The organism is Lacticaseibacillus jixiensis (assembly GCF_042847315.1).
In the GTDB taxonomy this organism is placed as follows: Bacteria; Bacillota; Bacilli; order Lactobacillales; family Lactobacillaceae; genus Lacticaseibacillus; species Lacticaseibacillus jixiensis.
In genome coordinates, this window is the sequence record NZ_BAAFPR010000004.1 from 80,253 (window position 1) to 95,519 (window position 15,267).

Here is a 15,267-nt window from a genome sequence, read left to right on the forward strand (position 1 = left end):
TCGTACTAGTTCGTTGATTTGGCCGTCAAGTCGCATTGAGCAACGATCGACATCATTGGTCAATTAGCGGGGATCTTCGATTTGTGAGTATTTTGAGTATCGATTGTTTAATCTCCCGATTCGAATATTGTAGGACAGGTGAAGCGCAGGTGCGCGGGGCAAGCGTCGGTCAGGCCGTGAAACGCTCAATGCAGTGAGACAAGCGGGCTTTGCTTGGCTTGCTGCATTGAGCGCGGCAAATTCAGAGACGGGCAGGCGAGCAAAGCGAGCGCCTGGCTCTGAATTTAGGCGGAAAACGCGTGGCGACGTGGAGCGCAGCGGAGCTAGTCGCGCGGTTGCAGCCGGCCGCACCGCCTGCGCCGACGCTTGCCCCACGCACCGGAGCTTCACCTGTCCGAGCCTGCCTGGCAAGTAGTGGTCTTATATCAACCGCTAATCGTGGGCTGCTCCGCTCTGGTTTTATAAATAATTTGCTTTTCTCTGTGTAAAGGTGTACAAATACTTTATGGTGTCTGGACATCTTTTTTTATTTCCTACATTAAAGTTTATTTGACTAATATTCATGGAGGCTCCTATGAAACGTGTTGTGATCATTGGTGGTGGTTTGGCAGGGTGCTATTTGGCCAGCCGCTTACAAGACAATTGTGATGTGACGATCGTAACTAAAGGCGGCAAAGCTGACAGCAATTCGATGTTGGCGCAAGGCGGGATCGCTGCGGCGCTTGATCCTGGCGACAGTCCCAAGGTGCATGAAGAAGACACGCTTAAAGCTGGCGTGTTCCATAACCGCACGGACGCCGTTGAACAATTGGTCACCACCGGTCCTAAGCTGGTGCAAGACTTGATCGATAAAGGGATGGCGTTTGACCGCAATCCTGACGGCACGTTGAACTTCGGCTTGGAAGGCGCACACAGCTTCCATCGCGTGCTGCATGCCAATGGTGATCGCACCGGCGCGGCAGTGACGAGCTTTGTGCAATCGTTGCTGCACAATGTGACTTGGCAAGAACACACCGCCGCGGTGGCTTTGCAACAAGATGGCGGCCGCTGCACCGGCGTGGTGGTGCGCAATGTGCAAGACGACACCCAACAAAGCTTAACGGCTGATGCGGTGGTGTTGGCTAGCGGCGGGTTAGGCAATTTGTATACTCTGACCACCAACGATCACACCGTCACCGGCGACGGAATCGCTTTGGCGGCACGTGCCGGTGTGAAGCTGCATGACATGGCGTTTGTGCAATTTCACCCAACCTTGTTGACCATTGATCATCGCTGCTTTGGCTTGATCACTGAAGCGATCCGCGGCGCCGGGGCGATTTTAGTGGATGAAAACAGTGCCCCGATCATGGTCAATGTGCCGCATAAAGATTTGGCGCCGCGCGACGTGGTGGCGCGGCATTTAACAGCAGCCATGGCAGCCGGGCATCATGTGTTCTTGGATATCTCTCGGGTGGCAGATTTTGCCAAGCATTTTCCAGGGGTTGCCGAAAACCTCGATAATCACGATATTCCTTGGCGGCGCACCATGCGCATTCCCGTGCAGCCAGGCGCGCACTTCATGATGGGCGGCGTCGACACCGATTTGAATGCCCAAACGTCGCTTGAAGGCTTGTGGGCTGTGGGCGAAGTGGCTTGCAACGGCGTGCACGGCGCCAACCGCCTAGCTTCGAATTCCTTGCTGGATTGTTTGGTGTCTGCTGATAAAGCGGCGTTAAGCATCCAAGCTGCTCCAGCGCATCAGCAAGCGGCACCACAAGCCGCCACGCCGCAATATCAGCCGGCTCACTTGCCGGCGTTAAGCGACTTGCAGCAGCATGCTTGGGCCATGTTAGGCGTTGAGCGCACCAAGCAAGGCATGCAAGACTTTCTGACTTGGCTGAGCCAATATGACGTCGACCAGCCGGCACAAACTGTTGCCACCAAAGACTTGCCGTGTTTGAACCTCGCGTTATGCAGTCAACTGATCGCCGAAGCTGCCTTACAAGAACCGCGCAGCCTCGGGGCGCATTATCTCAAGGAGGCCTAGTGATGCTACTGACACAACTTGATCAACAAGAGGCTTTTGCCCGCTACTACGACGAAGATCCAGCCGCCCAAGCGGCGCGGGTCGCAGCAATCAAAGCAGATTTTGGGGAGCGCTTATTGCTGGTGGCGCATCATTATCAAAAAGACGAAGTGGTGCAGTTTGCCGATGCCACCGGCGATTCGCTGCGCTTGGCCCAAATCGCTGCGCAAAATCACACCGCCGATACGATCGTTTTCTGCGGGGTGCACTTCATGGCTGAAACAGCTGACATCTTAACCACCGACGATCAGCGCGTGATCTTACCGGACCCAATGGCAGGCTGTTCCATGGCGGATATGGCCAATGTGTTCCAGCTCACCCAAGCTTGGCAAGTGCTCACCCAAACCATGCCAGACCTCATTCCGGTGACTTATGTGAATTCCACCGCCGCGATCAAAGCCTTCGTGGGCAAGCACAACGGCGTGGTCGTCACTTCCAGCAACGCCCCGAAAATCGTGGCTTGGGCGCTGGATCACGCCAAGCATCTCTTGTTCTTGCCTGATCAGCATTTAGGCCGCAACACCGCGTTGAAACTCGGCATTCCAGAAAGCAACATTGCTTTGTGGGATCCGCAAGCCGGGCGCTTGGCAGGTTCAAACACCGCCCGCGTGGTGTTATGGAATGGTTATTGTTCCGTGCATCAACAATTTGACGTGGCGCAAATCACGGCCTTGCGCGCTAAGTATCCCGACATCAAGATCATTGTGCATTCTGAATGCAAGCACGAAGTCGTCGCCGCTGCAGATGTGGCCGGCTCTACCGCTGATTTGATCCGCTATATCGATGCCGCACCTGCCAACGCGCGCATCGCTGTGGGCACTGACAACAACTTAGTCGGCCGCTTGATCGCCAATCATCCTGATCAGCATGTGATGTATCTCAACCCGATGTCTTGTGCTTGCATCTTGATGAATCGCATCGACTTGCCGCATTTGGCTTGGACAATGGATCAGCTGGCAGCTGGCAAGCCGGCCAATCAAATCACTGTGGATCAAGACACCGCCTATTGGGCCAAGCAGGCGCTTGATCGCATGCTTGAGTTAAGCTAAGGGGGAATGACAATGATCGATTTTGATCATGCGGCAACCACCAGAATGAGCCCAGATGCCTTGGCGGCTTACACCAAAGTGGCCACGGCTTTCTATCAAAACAGCGAAAGCCTGCATCACGCCGGCAACGTCGCCGGCCAATTGGTGCAAGAAGCGCAAACTACCATCGCCCGCAAATTACAGGTGCAAGCGGAAGGTTTGATTTTCACCAGCGGCGGCACTGAAGCCAATCAGCTGGGGATTCAAGCCTTAGCTGAAGCCGCCAGCGGCCATACGATCTTAGTCAGCCCGCTGGAACATTCTTCGGTGTATGAGATCTTAGAGCGCCTGCAGCGCGTCGCCGGCTTTAAGGTGAATGTGTTGCCAGTAGACGACCAAGGCCAGATCCAACCGGCAACGCTTGAACAAGCCCTTACCCCTGATGTGGGCTTGGTGGTGATCCAAGCGGTCAATGGTATCACCGGCATCACTCAGCCGTTAAAACAGTTGAATGCAGTGGCTCAAGCTGCCAAGGTGCCGCTGTTTGTTGATGCGGTGCAAGCCATGGGCAAGGTGGAAGTGGCGTGGGGCGAGTTTGCCGGCTGGTCGGCCAGTGCGCATAAGTTCAACGGTCCTAAGTCTTGCGGCTTCTTATATTTGTCGCCAAGTGTGCCGGTAGCGCCGCGCTTCCACAACGTTTTCCAACAAAATGGGTTCTTGCCTGGCACCATGGATGTGCCAGGAATCGTCAGCGCTGAAGCCGCCTTTGAAGCGGCGATAAGCGATTTGCATCAAGCCCATTACCAAGCGCTGCGCCAAGCGGTATTGACCCAACTGGCGCCAAGTATCAAACCAGTCGTGCCAGATGCCGGTTTTGCTGGGATCTTGGGGTTGGTGCTGCCGCACACACAAGGTCAAGAAGCAGCCACTGCCATGGGTCAAGCCGGGATCTGTTTTTCGACGGTGAGTGCCTGCAGCATTCGCGACCCGCGGTCGGATCGCACATTAATGGCGCTGCAGTTAAGCGAAGATGCCGCCAAACGGTTCATTCGGCTTTCCTTTGGGCCAGAGAACACGGTGGCTGAAGTGGCGGCCGTGGTTGAACAGCTCAACGCCCGCTATGCTTAATCATTGCCTCGCCGAAAGTCGGTGAGGCTTTTTTATTTGGATGGCGAATGTTAGAATAAGGCCACCAAGAAATGAGGGATGACGATGAGTATTCAATTGATCCATGACCGTGATTACGCAAGCGCGACGGCTGCTGGGTTGGTGGTGGTGGACTTTCGCATGGACTTTTGCCCAGGGTGTGAACGCATGGACCACGTTTTAAGCCGTCTGGCCAAGACCTACGCAGACAGTGTGAAATTCGTCGCGTTGTCGGTGAATCAGGATTTCTATGTGGCCGAAGCCATTGGCGTCAAAAGTGCGCCGACGCTGCTCATCAAACAAAACGGCCAAATCGTGGCGCATTTCATCGGCTATCATCCCCAAACTGAAGTCGAAGCGGCGTTGACGCGCTTGTTGCAGGTGGCGTGATGTGTACCAGTATCCATTTGATCGCCCAAGATTTCACCCATGTGTTGGCGCGCACCATGGACTGGCCGACATTGGCGGTGCAGCCGCTTTATGTGCCGCGTGACTACGCTTGGCAAAGCCCCTTTGATCATCATGAATATCGCACGCGTTATGCGCTGATCGGCGGCGGCAGCATGCAGCCTGGGCGCATCGATGTGTCAGATGGGGTCAACGAATACGGCTTGTGCGTGCAGAAGCTGACTTTTGCCAATGGTGCAAAGCTCAATGTGCAAAGGCGGGCTGATCGCATTCAGCTGGCGCCTTTTGAACTGAGCTTTTGGCTGTTAAGCAATTGCCGCAATTTACAAGACGTTGCCGCGCGCTTGCCGGAGTTGGAATTGATGGCTGATGAACAAAGCGACACGAAATACGGTTACCCTGAGCTGCACTTTGCCATCAGTGATACAACTGGTGCGTGTGCGGTGTTGGAGCCGACTGCTTCACCTTTGCGCTTGCGCATGAATCCGCTGGGGGTCGTGACGAACAGTCCGGATTTTGATGAACAATTGCGCCGAATGCATGATTATGTGGAATTTACGCCGGAATTTCTGGCTGGTACCGTGGGCCCTAATGTTGCGCGGGTCACGACTGGTAATTTGTCTGGCAAAAAGGTCCCCAGCGGTTCGTACACACCAGGCGCGCGGTTCATTCGCGCGGCGTATCTCAAGGAGCGCAGTGATCAAGCTGCAGATGAAACTGCGGCATTGACGCTGGCGTGGCATTTGTTAGATGCGGTGACAGTGGTCAAGCAAAGCCGCCATCAGCCGACTTATTCGGTGTATCGTGCCGCAGCATGTGCCAACAGCCGAAAATATTATTATCAAAGTTATCAACAAGCACAAGCCAGCGTGTTGACGCTGGATGACGACTTGTTGGCGCAAACTGTGCCGCAAGTGTTTGCCACGCCGGATGAATTTCATGCCCAAACGTTGAACGGAGGCCCCTATGCGTAAAAAATTAGTGATGTTGGTGGTTGCATGTGCTTTGTTGGCGCTGCCGCTAACGCCAGTATCAGCGCGCGCCGGTGGGGCGACAGGTGGACATGTGAGCACCGGCGGTACCACCAGCTTTGGCAGCAGCCGCAGTATCGGCGGGCCGAGAATGTTCTTTGGCCGGCGGCGTTTGTTATATGGCGGGCCAGGGGCTTTGATCGCCATTGGCTTTGTGGTGTGGCAATTGGCCAGATATCGCCGCCAGACGCAAGCCGACACCAGTGCCAAAACCGGTGACGTTTATCCGATCGATGCAAACTTGGCGCCAGAATTTGAGCAGCTGTTCTATGCGGTTGAAGCGGCTTGGTCAGATAATAATGTCGATGCACTGTACCCGTTAATGACCGCTAAGTGTTACGGCAAGCAGCGCGCGATTTTGGAGCGCTGGCAGCGCGAAGGCAAAACCAATCGCTTAGACTCATTGGCAATCGTTGACACCAGCCAAGAAGTGTCTGACGCCGATCACCCGCATGTCGTGGTCACCGCCCAAGCGCGCGATTATTTCCAATATGCCCACCAGCCAGACGCTTATAACCAGCAGCTTAAAGACGACGCCTTGATCCAGCGCTTCACCGAAGTGTGGGAATTGGCTTATGCCGAGGATGGGCATTTGCTGGTGGATAATATTAGACAATAAAATCCCCAAAGCGTACTTATATCACGCCGCGTTGCTGTGCGGCGCTCAACGAAGACCACAGTCGTTAAAAGCCCGGCCAGGTGTTGCTGCGGTGCGTGGTGCAGCAAGCTGGCGCAGGCGGTGCGGCCGGCTCCAACCACGCTGAAAAGCGCGTGTTTTCCGCCTAAATTCAGAGCTAGGCGCTCGCTTTGCTCGCCTGCTTGTCTCTGAATTTGCCGCGATCAGCACAGCAAGCCTTGCACAAACCGCAAGTCTTGTTGTGCTGATCGTTTCACGGCCTGACCAGCTTGCCGCACCACGCACCTACGCAACACCTGGCCTACTGTCGTCGAATCAGGCTAGATGACACTCAGCGGGAAATCGCGTTTACTCACTTGCTGTGTTGATCAACTACAGCAGGATAAGCACGAACAGCCGATACTATACCGAGTTGGGCGTCGAGTCGCGCAGCTTAACGACATCAAAAAATGCCTCAACAACCGGAAACTTTCGGTTGTTGAGGCATTTTAGTTAGTCGGTTTTAAGGCGGCTGTATTGATTCTCATCGTGATAGCCGTCAGCGAGCAACTCGTTGTCGCGGATCATGCCTTCCAAGGTGAAGCCGGCTTTTTGTGCCACGCGGTTGGAGGCGGTGTTGTCAACGGCGGCGCGGATCACCAAACGATGCAAGGCCAAGTCGGTGAAACCCAGCGCGCACATGCCGGACACGGCACGGTGCATGATGTTTTGCCCTTGATAAGCGACGCCTAGCCAATAGCCGAGGTCTGCGGCGTGGTTTTCGTGATCAAGGCGATTAAACGAGATCATGCCGGCTTGTTCATCTTGGTAATGCACCACCAAGTTCAAGGACTGATGCGCGGCGTAATGTTCTAAGGTCATTTGCAAGAAGGCCGCTTCTTGTGCGGCGGTTTGCATGCCTGCCACCCAGGGTAAATAGCGGCCCAAGATGGTGCGGTCTTGCTGCACCAACGCAAATAATGGGGCGGCGTCATATTCCGGCCGCGGCAAGGCCAAGGCCAGTTCGGGATCGATCCGATATTCGAACATACTAAACTTCCTTTAAATCAAGATACCTTTGAGGTGATCGCATTCGTGTTGAATGATCTGCCCGAAGTAATCGCTAAAGGTTTGGGTGTGGACTTGAAATTGTGCATCTAAGTAGCGCACGGTGATGTGGTGATAGCGGGTGGTGGGGCGCTGGCCAGTCAGTGACAAACAGCCTTCTTCAGTTTGATAGGGCCCGCTTTGGGCGGTGATTTCAGGATTGACCAGCGGCATGGCCATTGGCCCCAGCTGCGCGATGATGATGGCTACCGGTTGGCCGATCATGTTGGCAGCCATGCCGACGCATTCAGCGTGATGAAAGGCCAAGGTGTCTTTGAGATCTTGAATGATCGCCGCGTCTTGAGGTGAGGCTTGACGCGCAGGTTGGGCCAAGGTCAAAGGATTCTTGTTGATAGGTTGGATCATGAAACACCTCCATGTGATTAGTCTCATTATACACATTCTTTGCTGAGAGAATGGCAGATTCCTCATCAGTATGAATATCGAAATATTTGTATCCAGTCGGGATGGTTGCGCACAGCGTTGACGATTTACGAATGAAACTATTTATTGCGGATATTTTTATTTGGATCATGTGAATTGCTTCCGGATTCATTAAGGCTTGTTCATAACAATTGTACCGATTCCCGAACTAGCTTACCATGACGGTTAATTGATGAAAAGGGTGAGGATTAACGCATGGATAAATCAAAAGCGGCTGGCCGCGGCATCGTGATGGTGATCGGCACGGTATTGGCGATCATTTTTGCCGCCAGCACGGCTTATTCTGGGATGAAGGCGGGGTTAACGGTGGCGGCAGGGATCCCTGGGGCGATCATCGGCGCCGGGTTGGTGAAAGTCGTTGCAAGAAGCCAAGGCATGCGCGGCAAGAACTTGATCCAAGGCATGTCCAGCGGCGGGGAGTCCATTGCCAGCGGCATGATCTATGTGGTGCCGGCAATCATCTTGATCGGCGGGCGCGTCAGCTTGTGGCAAGGCATCGCGGTGGGGATGTTAGCGGTGTTGTTTGCCGTGGGTGTGGCCAGTGTCGTGGAGCATTATATGGTCGTGGAAGAAGACGGCAAGTTGATGTATCCAGAAGCCCAAGCCATTGCCACGGCGCTTGAAGCTGGTGAATCAGGCAGCGACAGCTTGAAGCAAATGGCTTGGGGCTTTGGCGTTGGCGGGGCGCTGACGGCAGTGTCGACGCAGGTATTTGGCTGGGTGAACACCACGCTGACGTTTGTGGGCAGTGCTGCTTATCGCTGGAAGTTTGCCTTAGAAGTCAATCCGATGCTGGCGGGGATCGGGTTTGTGGTGGGGTTGGACGTGTCGTTGACGATGTTTGCCGGGTCGCTTCTGGCCAATTTTGCGGTGACGCCTTTGATCGCGTATTTTACGCAAATGGCTGGCGATAGCGCCATTGTTTGGAATGGCACCGCGGCGATCAATCACTTAGGCGTGGATGCGTTGGCTGGCGCGTATTCTAAATATATTGGCGCAGGGATGATGTTGTGCGGCGGCTTGATCGGCGCGCTGCGCTTGGTGCCAGTGATCCGCCGCTCGCTGGCCCAAACCATGTCGGCTGCTGGCGGCACCAGTCGCAACACGCTGGGCTTAGCCGGCATTGGGGCAGCTTGTGTGGGGATCTTTGTGGTGGGTTTGATCGTGGCAGATAACTTCTGGTTGGCGATTGTCGCTGGGGTGTTAGCGTTAGTGTTGGCCTTGTTATTCATCATTGTGTCAGCGCGCATGGCCGGTACCATTGGCTGTTCCAATGCGCCAGTGTCAGGGATGACCATTGCCAGTTTGGTGATCATGACCTTAGTTTTTGTGTTATGCGGCTGGTCTGACAATCAGCACACCCAGTGGCTGTTATTGTTTGGGGTGTTTATCGTGACCGCGATTTCTGTAGGCGGCGCTTATACCCAAACGCAAAAGGTCAACTACTTGGTCAAACAAGATCGGCGCGTGATGCAACGGTATTTCTTGGCCGCGGCGCTGATCGGCGTGGTGGTGGTGATCGCCACCACCAGCTTGTTAAGTCCCCAATTGGCCATCACCGGTGCCAATCCGCCTTTTGGCTTGCCGCAAGCCAACTTGATCGCGACGTTAACTGATGGGATCATGTCTGGGCATTTGCCTTGGATCATGATCATTGTCGGGGTGATGTTGGCGATTGTGTGCTGGGCGTTAAAACTGCCGATCATGACTGTGGCGTTAGGCTTTTATCTGCCCATGGCTACCACCAGCGTAATCTTAGTCGGCGCCTTGTTGCGCGTGGCGGTGCAGCGCGCCACCAAAGATACGCAGTTGCGCAAACAGCGCGAAGATTCCGGGGTGAGCTTGGCGTCTGGGTTGATCGCCGGCGGCAGCTTGATCGGGCTGATTGGGATCTTGCTGCAAGTGTCCGGCTTGATCCACGCCCACACGCCAAGCGGCACGTGGCCGGCAGTAGGCTTGTTGGTGTTGTTAAGTGTGGCGATTGTGGGGCCGTTGTTGAAGTCGCGCTTGGCGAAATAACCGCCGGCGCGCATAATGAAGACAGTTGTTTAGACATAAGGGGGAAGCATTGTGACACAACGTTCAGCATGTACTTCGATCATGGTTGGTAAGGCCGCGTCGCTTGAAGGGGCGACTTATATTTCCCGCAACGAAGACCGCTTGCAGGCGATTTATCCTAAAGCTGTCGTGATCAAACCGGCAGTTTCAAACCGCGAGGAAACTTTTGTCTCAGCGTATAACGGCTTAACCGTGCCGCTGCCGGCCAGCGGCTATCGTTATTCAGCCACGCCTGACGTGGATCAAAGTGCCGGGCCTAACGAAGAAGACGGCTTCAACGAACGCGGCGTTGGCGAATCCGCGACGGAATCTGTCTATGCCAATCAGCGCGTGTTAGCGTATGATCCTTTTGTCAAGAATGGCTTGGCAGAAGATGCCTTAACCACCTTGGTGCTGCCGTTTATTGACTCGGCGCGCCATGGTGTGCAGTATCTTGGTGAATTAGTGGCCAAATACGGCTCGGCTGAAGGCAATGGCGTGCAATTCATTGATCAAGCTGAAGTGTGGTATATGGAAATCGTCACCGGCCACATGTGGGTCGCCGTGCGCATCCCCGATGATTGTTACGCCGTGGCAGCCAACCAAGTTGCCATTCAGCAAATCGACTTTGATGATCCCGCAAACTTCCAATGGGCGCCAGGTATTCGGGAGTTTGTGGATGCGCATCACCTGAATCCAGATGAAACCGGCTTTAACTTCCGGCATATTTTCGGCACCGATACGGAAAAAGATCACCACTACAACACGCCGCGTGTGTGGTTTGCCCAAAGGTATTTCAACCCAGAAGACCAAAGCCAAGATCCCGAGTCTGCTGAATTGCCATTTATCCGCAAGCCCAGCCGCAAATTGAGCTTGGAAGATATTCAATATGTGTTGAAGTCGCATTATGATGAAACCCAATATGATCCTTTAGGTGGCGGCAGCACCCATGACAAGCTGACTTATCGCGCCATCAGTTTGTCGCGTACCGCCAATTCCCATATCCTGCAAGGCCGCAGCGATGTGCTTGGCGGCGTGCAATGGGTCGGCTTTGGCATTCCGACGTTCTGCCCGCATGTACCGATGCTGACCAATGCCACTGACATTGACCCCACTTACGCCAATGTCCCAGCAACCATGGATCTGGCTTCGGCGTATTGGTTGTATGAAGCCTTGGCGATGGTAGTAGAAAGCCATTACGCCGAATTCATCGAACAAGATCTCGCCTATCAGAAGGACTTAGGCGAATGGGCCCGCCGCAAGCTGGCTGCAGTGGCTACTGCGGCGGCAGATTTAAAAGGGGCAGCCTTGACGGATTATCTCACCGCGCAAAACCATGCCATCGTGACGCATTATAATCAAGTCACCAAAGCCTTCTTGTTTGATTTGATGACACAAGGTACCGAGTTGTCGAAGCTGACGTTTAAGATGGATCCCAACCTATAAACCACTGAATGGCCTGCCAAACTGTTTTTGGGGTTTGGCAGGCCATTGCTGTGGCACGTTTTTCGTGCGCAATTGGCACAAACGTGTTAGTGTGGAACTATCTTAAGCAATGGAGAAACAGTCATGCCAGAAGTGAGATTTCATAGCGTCTTTGATATTATCGGCCCGGTGATGGTCGGTCCCAGTTCGTCGCATACCGCAGGCGCTGCCAGGATCGGCCATGTGGTGCGCGACATTTTTGGCGAGCAGCCGCAGCGCATCGATGTTTACCTTTATGAATCTTTTGCCAAGACTTACCGCGGCCATGGCACCGATGTCGCCATTGTCGGCGGCTTGTTAGGCATGGCGCCTGACGATGCGCGCTTGCCTGATTCGCTGCGCTTGGCGCATGAAGCCGGCATCAAGGTGACGTTCGTGCCGAAATCCGACAAAGTCGATCATCCCAATTCCGCACGGATTGTCTTAACCAAAGGCGACCATAAGCTGACGGTGTTAGGCGAGTCGATCGGCGGCGGCAACATTCGCATCACCGAACTTAACGGCTTCAAGATCTCGCTGTCGATGGGGACGCCGACTTACATCACGATCCACGAAGACGTTCCTGGGATGATCGCGGCGGTCACCACCATTTTCTCCCAGGCGACGATCAATATCGGGACCATGACCGTCACTCGCGAAGCCAAAGGCCAGCGGGCGATCATGATCGTGGAAGTCGATGCGTATGACCCGGCGATCTTGGCGCAATTGAAGGCCTTGCCGCATATGGTCAATGTCACATTCTTCGAGTAAAAGGGGCAGCTATGTTTTATACGATCAATGAATTGGTGAGTCAAAGCCACGATTATCCATCGGTGGCGGAATTGATGATCGCCACGGAAATGCAAAACACCACCCGTTCTCGCGAGCAGATCCGCCAGCTGATGCTGCGCAACTTGGAAGTCATGGAACAATCTGTCGCCCAAGGGGTGGCAGGCGTTAAGTCGCATACCGGCTTGACCGGCGGGGAAGCCAAGAAAATGGACGACTATATCGAGACAGGCGATTTCTTATCCGGTCAGCCGATCCTAGAGGCAGTGCGCAACGCCGTGGCAGTCAATGAAGTCAATGCCAAAATGGGCCTGATTTGCGCCACGCCTACCGCCGGTTCTGCCGGCGTGTTAGCCGGGGTGTTAACGGCGGTGCGTGATCGCTTGCACATGTCGCGCGAGCAGCAGGTGGACTTCTTGTTTACTGCTGGTGCGTTTGGCTTGGTGATCGCCAACAATGCCGGCATCGCCGGGGCAGAAGGCGGCTGTCAAGAAGAAGTCGGCTCAGCTTCGGCCATGGCGGCTGCGGCGTTAGTCATGGCCAAAGGCGGCAGCGTGGAACAAGCCAGTGCGGCAGTGGCCATCACCTTGCAGAATATGATGGGTTTGGTGTGTGATCCGGTAGCAGGATTAGTCGAAGTGCCTTGCGTCAAGCGCAACGCACTAGGCGCCAGTCAGGCGATGATTTCTGCCGATATGGCACTGGCGGGGATGATCTCGGTAATCCCGACTGATGAAGTCATCGAAGCGGTGCGCCGCGTGGGGGTGCAATTGCCAAGCGCGCTGCGGGAAACCGGTGAAGGTGGATTGGCAGCAACGCCAACGGCCATTAAATTGAAACAGAAGATCTTCGGTTAGTTTTTATGCGATCTGCTCTAGTACAACCCACTTCTGTGATATACTTAATGTGAAAATGATGAGGAGCCGTGAGTATGGGAGAAGAAGAGAACGATCGCATCTTGATCTTGGACGTCTTAGGGCGCATCAACAAGAAGCTGAATATTCATTCCAGTTCGTTATTGTACCTTGAGTTCGGGTTCACAGAAAGCGAGATCGATCAGCTCAATCAGTTCATGATGACCCAAACCATCGCCGATCACACGGTCACCACCAAGGCGCTGGGGCGCGTCGTGGAAGCGACCAAACCGGAACTCGGCGGCGAACAAGCGCAGGCGTTTGCCGTGCGCTTGATGCGCGCTTGGGTTGAAGAAGGCATGTTCAAGCCGGTATTGGATTAAAATCGAATCAGTAAAAGGCCTTGCCTGGCGATTTCACAATCGTCAAGCAAGGCCTTTTATATGCGGCTAAAGCAGCGGCATGATGACTGTCATCCACAACCACGACAGCGGCATCACCAATACCATCGCTGGGATCATATCAGCAGTCGGGAACATCTTGATTTCCACCATTCTAAAGCCAGTGGCCAGCATCAAGATGCCGCCGGCGGCTTTGAAGTCCAAGATCATATTCGGCGTCGTCAATGGATAAATGACGCCTGCGCCGAGGAACAACAAGAAGAAAATGACAAACTGGGGAATGGCGATCAAGGCCACCACATACCCCAGATTCGCCGCAAAAATCGCCGCGGTGAAGAAATCCAGGATCGACTTGGCAATCAGGATCGACGCATCGCCGTTCATCCCTTCAGTCAAAGCGCCATAGATCCCCGTGCCAGATGCGCAAAACAACACGATCACGGTAACCAAAGTGGCGTCGAATTCTTGTTCACTCATGTTTTCGCTGGTGTTAGGGACAAAGCGCACGATCAGCGTCTGCATCGCTTTGGCGCCTTTGTTGAGCAAGTCGCCTAAATGAATGAGCAGCCCCAAGCCGGTGCCTAAGATAATGGCAAAAATTACCGCAGACATATTCTTCATCGGGGCAATCGAGAAGATCCCCATGGCCATGGAACACGCGCCAAACACCATATTCAACCCCGCTTTGAAGCTTTCTGACATGTGTTTGCCGCCAAGCGCGCCAAAGATTCCGCCGAGTAAAACGGCTAAAGCGTTAATGATAATACCAACTGGCACGATGTTGCCTCCCAAAATTTGCAGCCAAGCTGCCTGAAATAAGCACGATCTTTAGTCTACAGAAGTCAGTGGGCAAGAACAATTCGCATTAATGTGGTAGACTATTCCAAACAAGAATGTTTACGGATTCTCGGGAGGCTGTTATGGAACTGCGCAAGCTTGCGACTTTTGTCGATTTGGCAAAGACTTTGAATTATACCGAAACCGCTAGTCACTTATATATCACTCAAGCTACGGTGTCCAAGCAGATCAAATCATTAGAAGAAGAATTGGATGTGGAGTTGTTCGACCGCTCGCATCGCACCGTCAGCTTGACGGCTGCTGGGCGCTTCACCTTGCCTTATGCGCAAAAGATCGTCGCCACTGCTGCACAGTGGCAAGACGCACTGGCCGCCAAGCGCAAAGAAGCCGGCATGCGCTTGGTGGTGCGGGCTATCCCGTCAATTTCACAATATAAGGCCTTCAACACGATCGCCGCATTTACTAAACAAGATCCGCAAATCGAAATGCAATTTGGCGAAGCCGAAACGCAAACGCTGCTGCCAAGCTTAAACAGTGGGGCTTGTGACGTGGTGTTCACGCGGTTGTTTGACAATGATCATCCCCAATATGACGTGATCCTCGGCGAGAAGGATCATTTTGTCGCCTTGGTGCCGAACAATCAGGCACTTGCCCAAAGCGAGAAGTTGGCAGTCAGTCAATTAGCTGATCAGTCGCTGCTTTTGCTAAGCGAAGCGACTGGTTTGTATCAGCCGGTGCGCGATTTGCTGGCGCAGGCGCAAGTGCAGCCTAAAATCGCTTATATCGGCCAGCGCATTGATTTAGTCGCTGGCATGGTCAACCGCGGAATGGGCGTGGCGATCATGATGGCACGCTCGGTGGATCTGGACAATTACCCTAATGTCAAAGCCGTGCCGCTAACGCCAACGATCACAAGTCACCTGGCGTTCATCCGCAGGCATGGCCATCATACGCCGGCTTGCGATGCCTTTTGGGAATTCTGCCAAGCCAGGAATTAACGGTCTGCTGAAAAGCAGGCCGTTTTTGCTGCACGCCGCACCAAAGTTAGCAACAGATTCTTATGCATATTGAGCAAAAAG

General features: G+C 53.9%; 15 protein-coding genes. 12 read left to right on the plus strand and 3 right to left on the minus strand.

What is annotated here, in order from left to right; genetic code table 11:
- Positions 1–574: 574 nt before the first annotated feature.
- The 6 genes from nadB to ACGG90_RS03770 all read left to right on the plus strand — a co-directional run bounded on the left by nadB (position 575) and on the right by ACGG90_RS03770 (position 6,297).
- The gene (nadB, locus tag ACGG90_RS03745) at positions 575–2,026 is read left to right on the plus strand and encodes an L-aspartate oxidase (protein ID WP_390406029.1); all 1,452 of its coding nucleotides are present in this window, start codon (positions 575–577) and stop codon (positions 2,024–2,026) included.
- A 2-nt stretch (positions 2,027–2,028) separates the two neighbouring features.
- The gene (gene nadA, locus ACGG90_RS03750) at positions 2,029–3,114 is read left to right on the plus strand and encodes a quinolinate synthase NadA (protein WP_390406032.1); all 1,086 of its coding nucleotides are present in this window, start codon (positions 2,029–2,031) and stop codon (positions 3,112–3,114) included.
- Positions 3,115–3,126: 12 nt separating this feature from the next.
- Positions 3,127–4,221, plus strand: coding sequence for a cysteine desulfurase family protein (locus ACGG90_RS03755; RefSeq protein WP_390406033.1), 1,095 nt, complete (start codon positions 3,127–3,129; stop codon positions 4,219–4,221).
- Positions 4,222–4,305: 84 nt separating this feature from the next.
- Positions 4,306–4,629 carry a thioredoxin family protein gene (locus ACGG90_RS03760; protein WP_390406035.1) on the plus strand — a complete coding sequence of 108 codons (324 nt, stop codon included), beginning with the start codon at positions 4,306–4,308 and terminating at the stop codon, positions 4,627–4,629.
- A complete protein-coding gene (locus ACGG90_RS03765) occupies positions 4,629–5,621 on the plus strand; it encodes a linear amide C-N hydrolase (protein WP_390406037.1) in 993 nt (330 codons plus the stop codon). The genes ACGG90_RS03760 and ACGG90_RS03765 overlap by 1 nt, the downstream gene beginning before the upstream one ends.
- Complete coding sequence (locus ACGG90_RS03770; RefSeq protein ID WP_390406039.1) at positions 5,614–6,297, plus strand: hypothetical protein; 684 nt, start codon at positions 5,614–5,616, stop codon at positions 6,295–6,297. The genes ACGG90_RS03765 and ACGG90_RS03770 overlap by 8 nt, the downstream gene beginning before the upstream one ends.
- Positions 6,298–6,807: 510 nt before the next feature.
- On the opposite strand, the gene ACGG90_RS03775 is transcribed toward ACGG90_RS03770, so the two are convergent.
- Positions 6,808–7,344 (minus strand): GNAT family N-acetyltransferase, encoded by a 537-nt coding sequence (locus ACGG90_RS03775; RefSeq protein WP_390406041.1) that lies wholly within the window; start codon positions 7,342–7,344, stop codon positions 6,808–6,810.
- 12 nt (positions 7,345–7,356) lie between these two features.
- A complete protein-coding gene (locus ACGG90_RS03780; RefSeq protein WP_390406043.1) occupies positions 7,357–7,767 on the minus strand; it encodes a peptide deformylase in 411 nt (136 codons plus the stop codon).
- 273 nt (positions 7,768–8,040) lie between these two features.
- Between ACGG90_RS03780 and ACGG90_RS03785 the strand changes: the two genes are divergently transcribed.
- The 5 genes from ACGG90_RS03785 to ACGG90_RS03805 all read left to right on the plus strand — a co-directional run bounded on the left by ACGG90_RS03785 (position 8,041) and on the right by ACGG90_RS03805 (position 13,372).
- Positions 8,041–9,864: an OPT/YSL family transporter gene (locus ACGG90_RS03785; RefSeq protein ID WP_390406045.1), complete on the plus strand. Its 1,824-nt coding sequence runs from the start codon at positions 8,041–8,043 to the stop codon at positions 9,862–9,864.
- A 51-nt stretch (positions 9,865–9,915) separates the two neighbouring features.
- Positions 9,916–11,328, plus strand: coding sequence for a C69 family dipeptidase (locus ACGG90_RS03790; RefSeq protein WP_390406047.1), 1,413 nt, complete (start codon positions 9,916–9,918; stop codon positions 11,326–11,328).
- A 123-nt stretch (positions 11,329–11,451) separates the two neighbouring features.
- A complete protein-coding gene (gene sdaAB, locus ACGG90_RS03795) occupies positions 11,452–12,117 on the plus strand; it encodes an L-serine ammonia-lyase, iron-sulfur-dependent subunit beta (RefSeq protein WP_390406048.1) in 666 nt (221 codons plus the stop codon).
- An 11-nt stretch (positions 12,118–12,128) separates the two neighbouring features.
- The gene (gene sdaAA, locus ACGG90_RS03800) at positions 12,129–12,992 is read left to right on the plus strand and encodes an L-serine ammonia-lyase, iron-sulfur-dependent, subunit alpha (protein WP_390406050.1); all 864 of its coding nucleotides are present in this window, start codon (positions 12,129–12,131) and stop codon (positions 12,990–12,992) included.
- Between the two features lie 74 nt (positions 12,993–13,066).
- Positions 13,067–13,372 (plus strand): hypothetical protein, encoded by a 306-nt coding sequence (locus ACGG90_RS03805; protein ID WP_390406051.1) that lies wholly within the window; start codon positions 13,067–13,069, stop codon positions 13,370–13,372.
- Between the two features lie 66 nt (positions 13,373–13,438).
- Here ACGG90_RS03805 and ACGG90_RS03810 read toward each other — a convergent pair whose 3' ends face one another.
- Positions 13,439–14,167: a DUF554 domain-containing protein gene (locus tag ACGG90_RS03810; protein WP_390406052.1), complete on the minus strand. Its 729-nt coding sequence runs from the start codon at positions 14,165–14,167 to the stop codon at positions 13,439–13,441.
- 143 nt (positions 14,168–14,310) lie between these two features.
- Between ACGG90_RS03810 and ACGG90_RS03815 the strand changes: the two genes are divergently transcribed.
- Entirely contained in the window at positions 14,311–15,186 is an 876-nt protein-coding gene (locus ACGG90_RS03815) for a LysR family transcriptional regulator (protein ID WP_390406054.1), read from the plus strand.
- Positions 15,187–15,267: the final 81 nt, after the last annotated feature.

Excerpts from the sequence above, each read along its gene's own strand:
- nadB (WP_390406029.1), top strand. The coding sequence starts at position 575 with ATGAAACGTGTTGTGATCATTGGTGGTGGTTTGGCAGGGTGCTATTTG.
- nadA (WP_390406032.1), top strand. The coding sequence starts at position 2,029 with ATGCTACTGACACAACTTGATCAACAAGAGGCTTTTGCCCGCTACTAC.
- ACGG90_RS03755 (WP_390406033.1), top strand. The coding sequence starts at position 3,127 with ATGATCGATTTTGATCATGCGGCAACCACCAGAATGAGCCCAGATGCC.
- ACGG90_RS03760 (WP_390406035.1), top strand. The coding sequence starts at position 4,306 with ATGAGTATTCAATTGATCCATGACCGTGATTACGCAAGCGCGACGGCT.
- ACGG90_RS03765 (WP_390406037.1), top strand. The coding sequence starts at position 4,629 with ATGTGTACCAGTATCCATTTGATCGCCCAAGATTTCACCCATGTGTTG.
- ACGG90_RS03770 (WP_390406039.1), top strand. The coding sequence starts at position 5,614 with ATGCGTAAAAAATTAGTGATGTTGGTGGTTGCATGTGCTTTGTTGGCG.
- ACGG90_RS03775 (WP_390406041.1), bottom strand. The coding sequence starts at position 7,344 with ATGTTCGAATATCGGATCGATCCCGAACTGGCCTTGGCCTTGCCGCGG.
- ACGG90_RS03780 (WP_390406043.1), bottom strand. The coding sequence starts at position 7,767 with ATGATCCAACCTATCAACAAGAATCCTTTGACCTTGGCCCAACCTGCG.
- ACGG90_RS03785 (WP_390406045.1), top strand. The coding sequence starts at position 8,041 with ATGGATAAATCAAAAGCGGCTGGCCGCGGCATCGTGATGGTGATCGGC.
- sdaAB (WP_390406048.1), top strand. The coding sequence starts at position 11,452 with ATGCCAGAAGTGAGATTTCATAGCGTCTTTGATATTATCGGCCCGGTG.
- sdaAA (WP_390406050.1), top strand. The coding sequence starts at position 12,129 with ATGTTTTATACGATCAATGAATTGGTGAGTCAAAGCCACGATTATCCA.
- ACGG90_RS03805 (WP_390406051.1), top strand. The coding sequence starts at position 13,067 with ATGGGAGAAGAAGAGAACGATCGCATCTTGATCTTGGACGTCTTAGGG.
- ACGG90_RS03815 (WP_390406054.1), top strand. The coding sequence starts at position 14,311 with ATGGAACTGCGCAAGCTTGCGACTTTTGTCGATTTGGCAAAGACTTTG.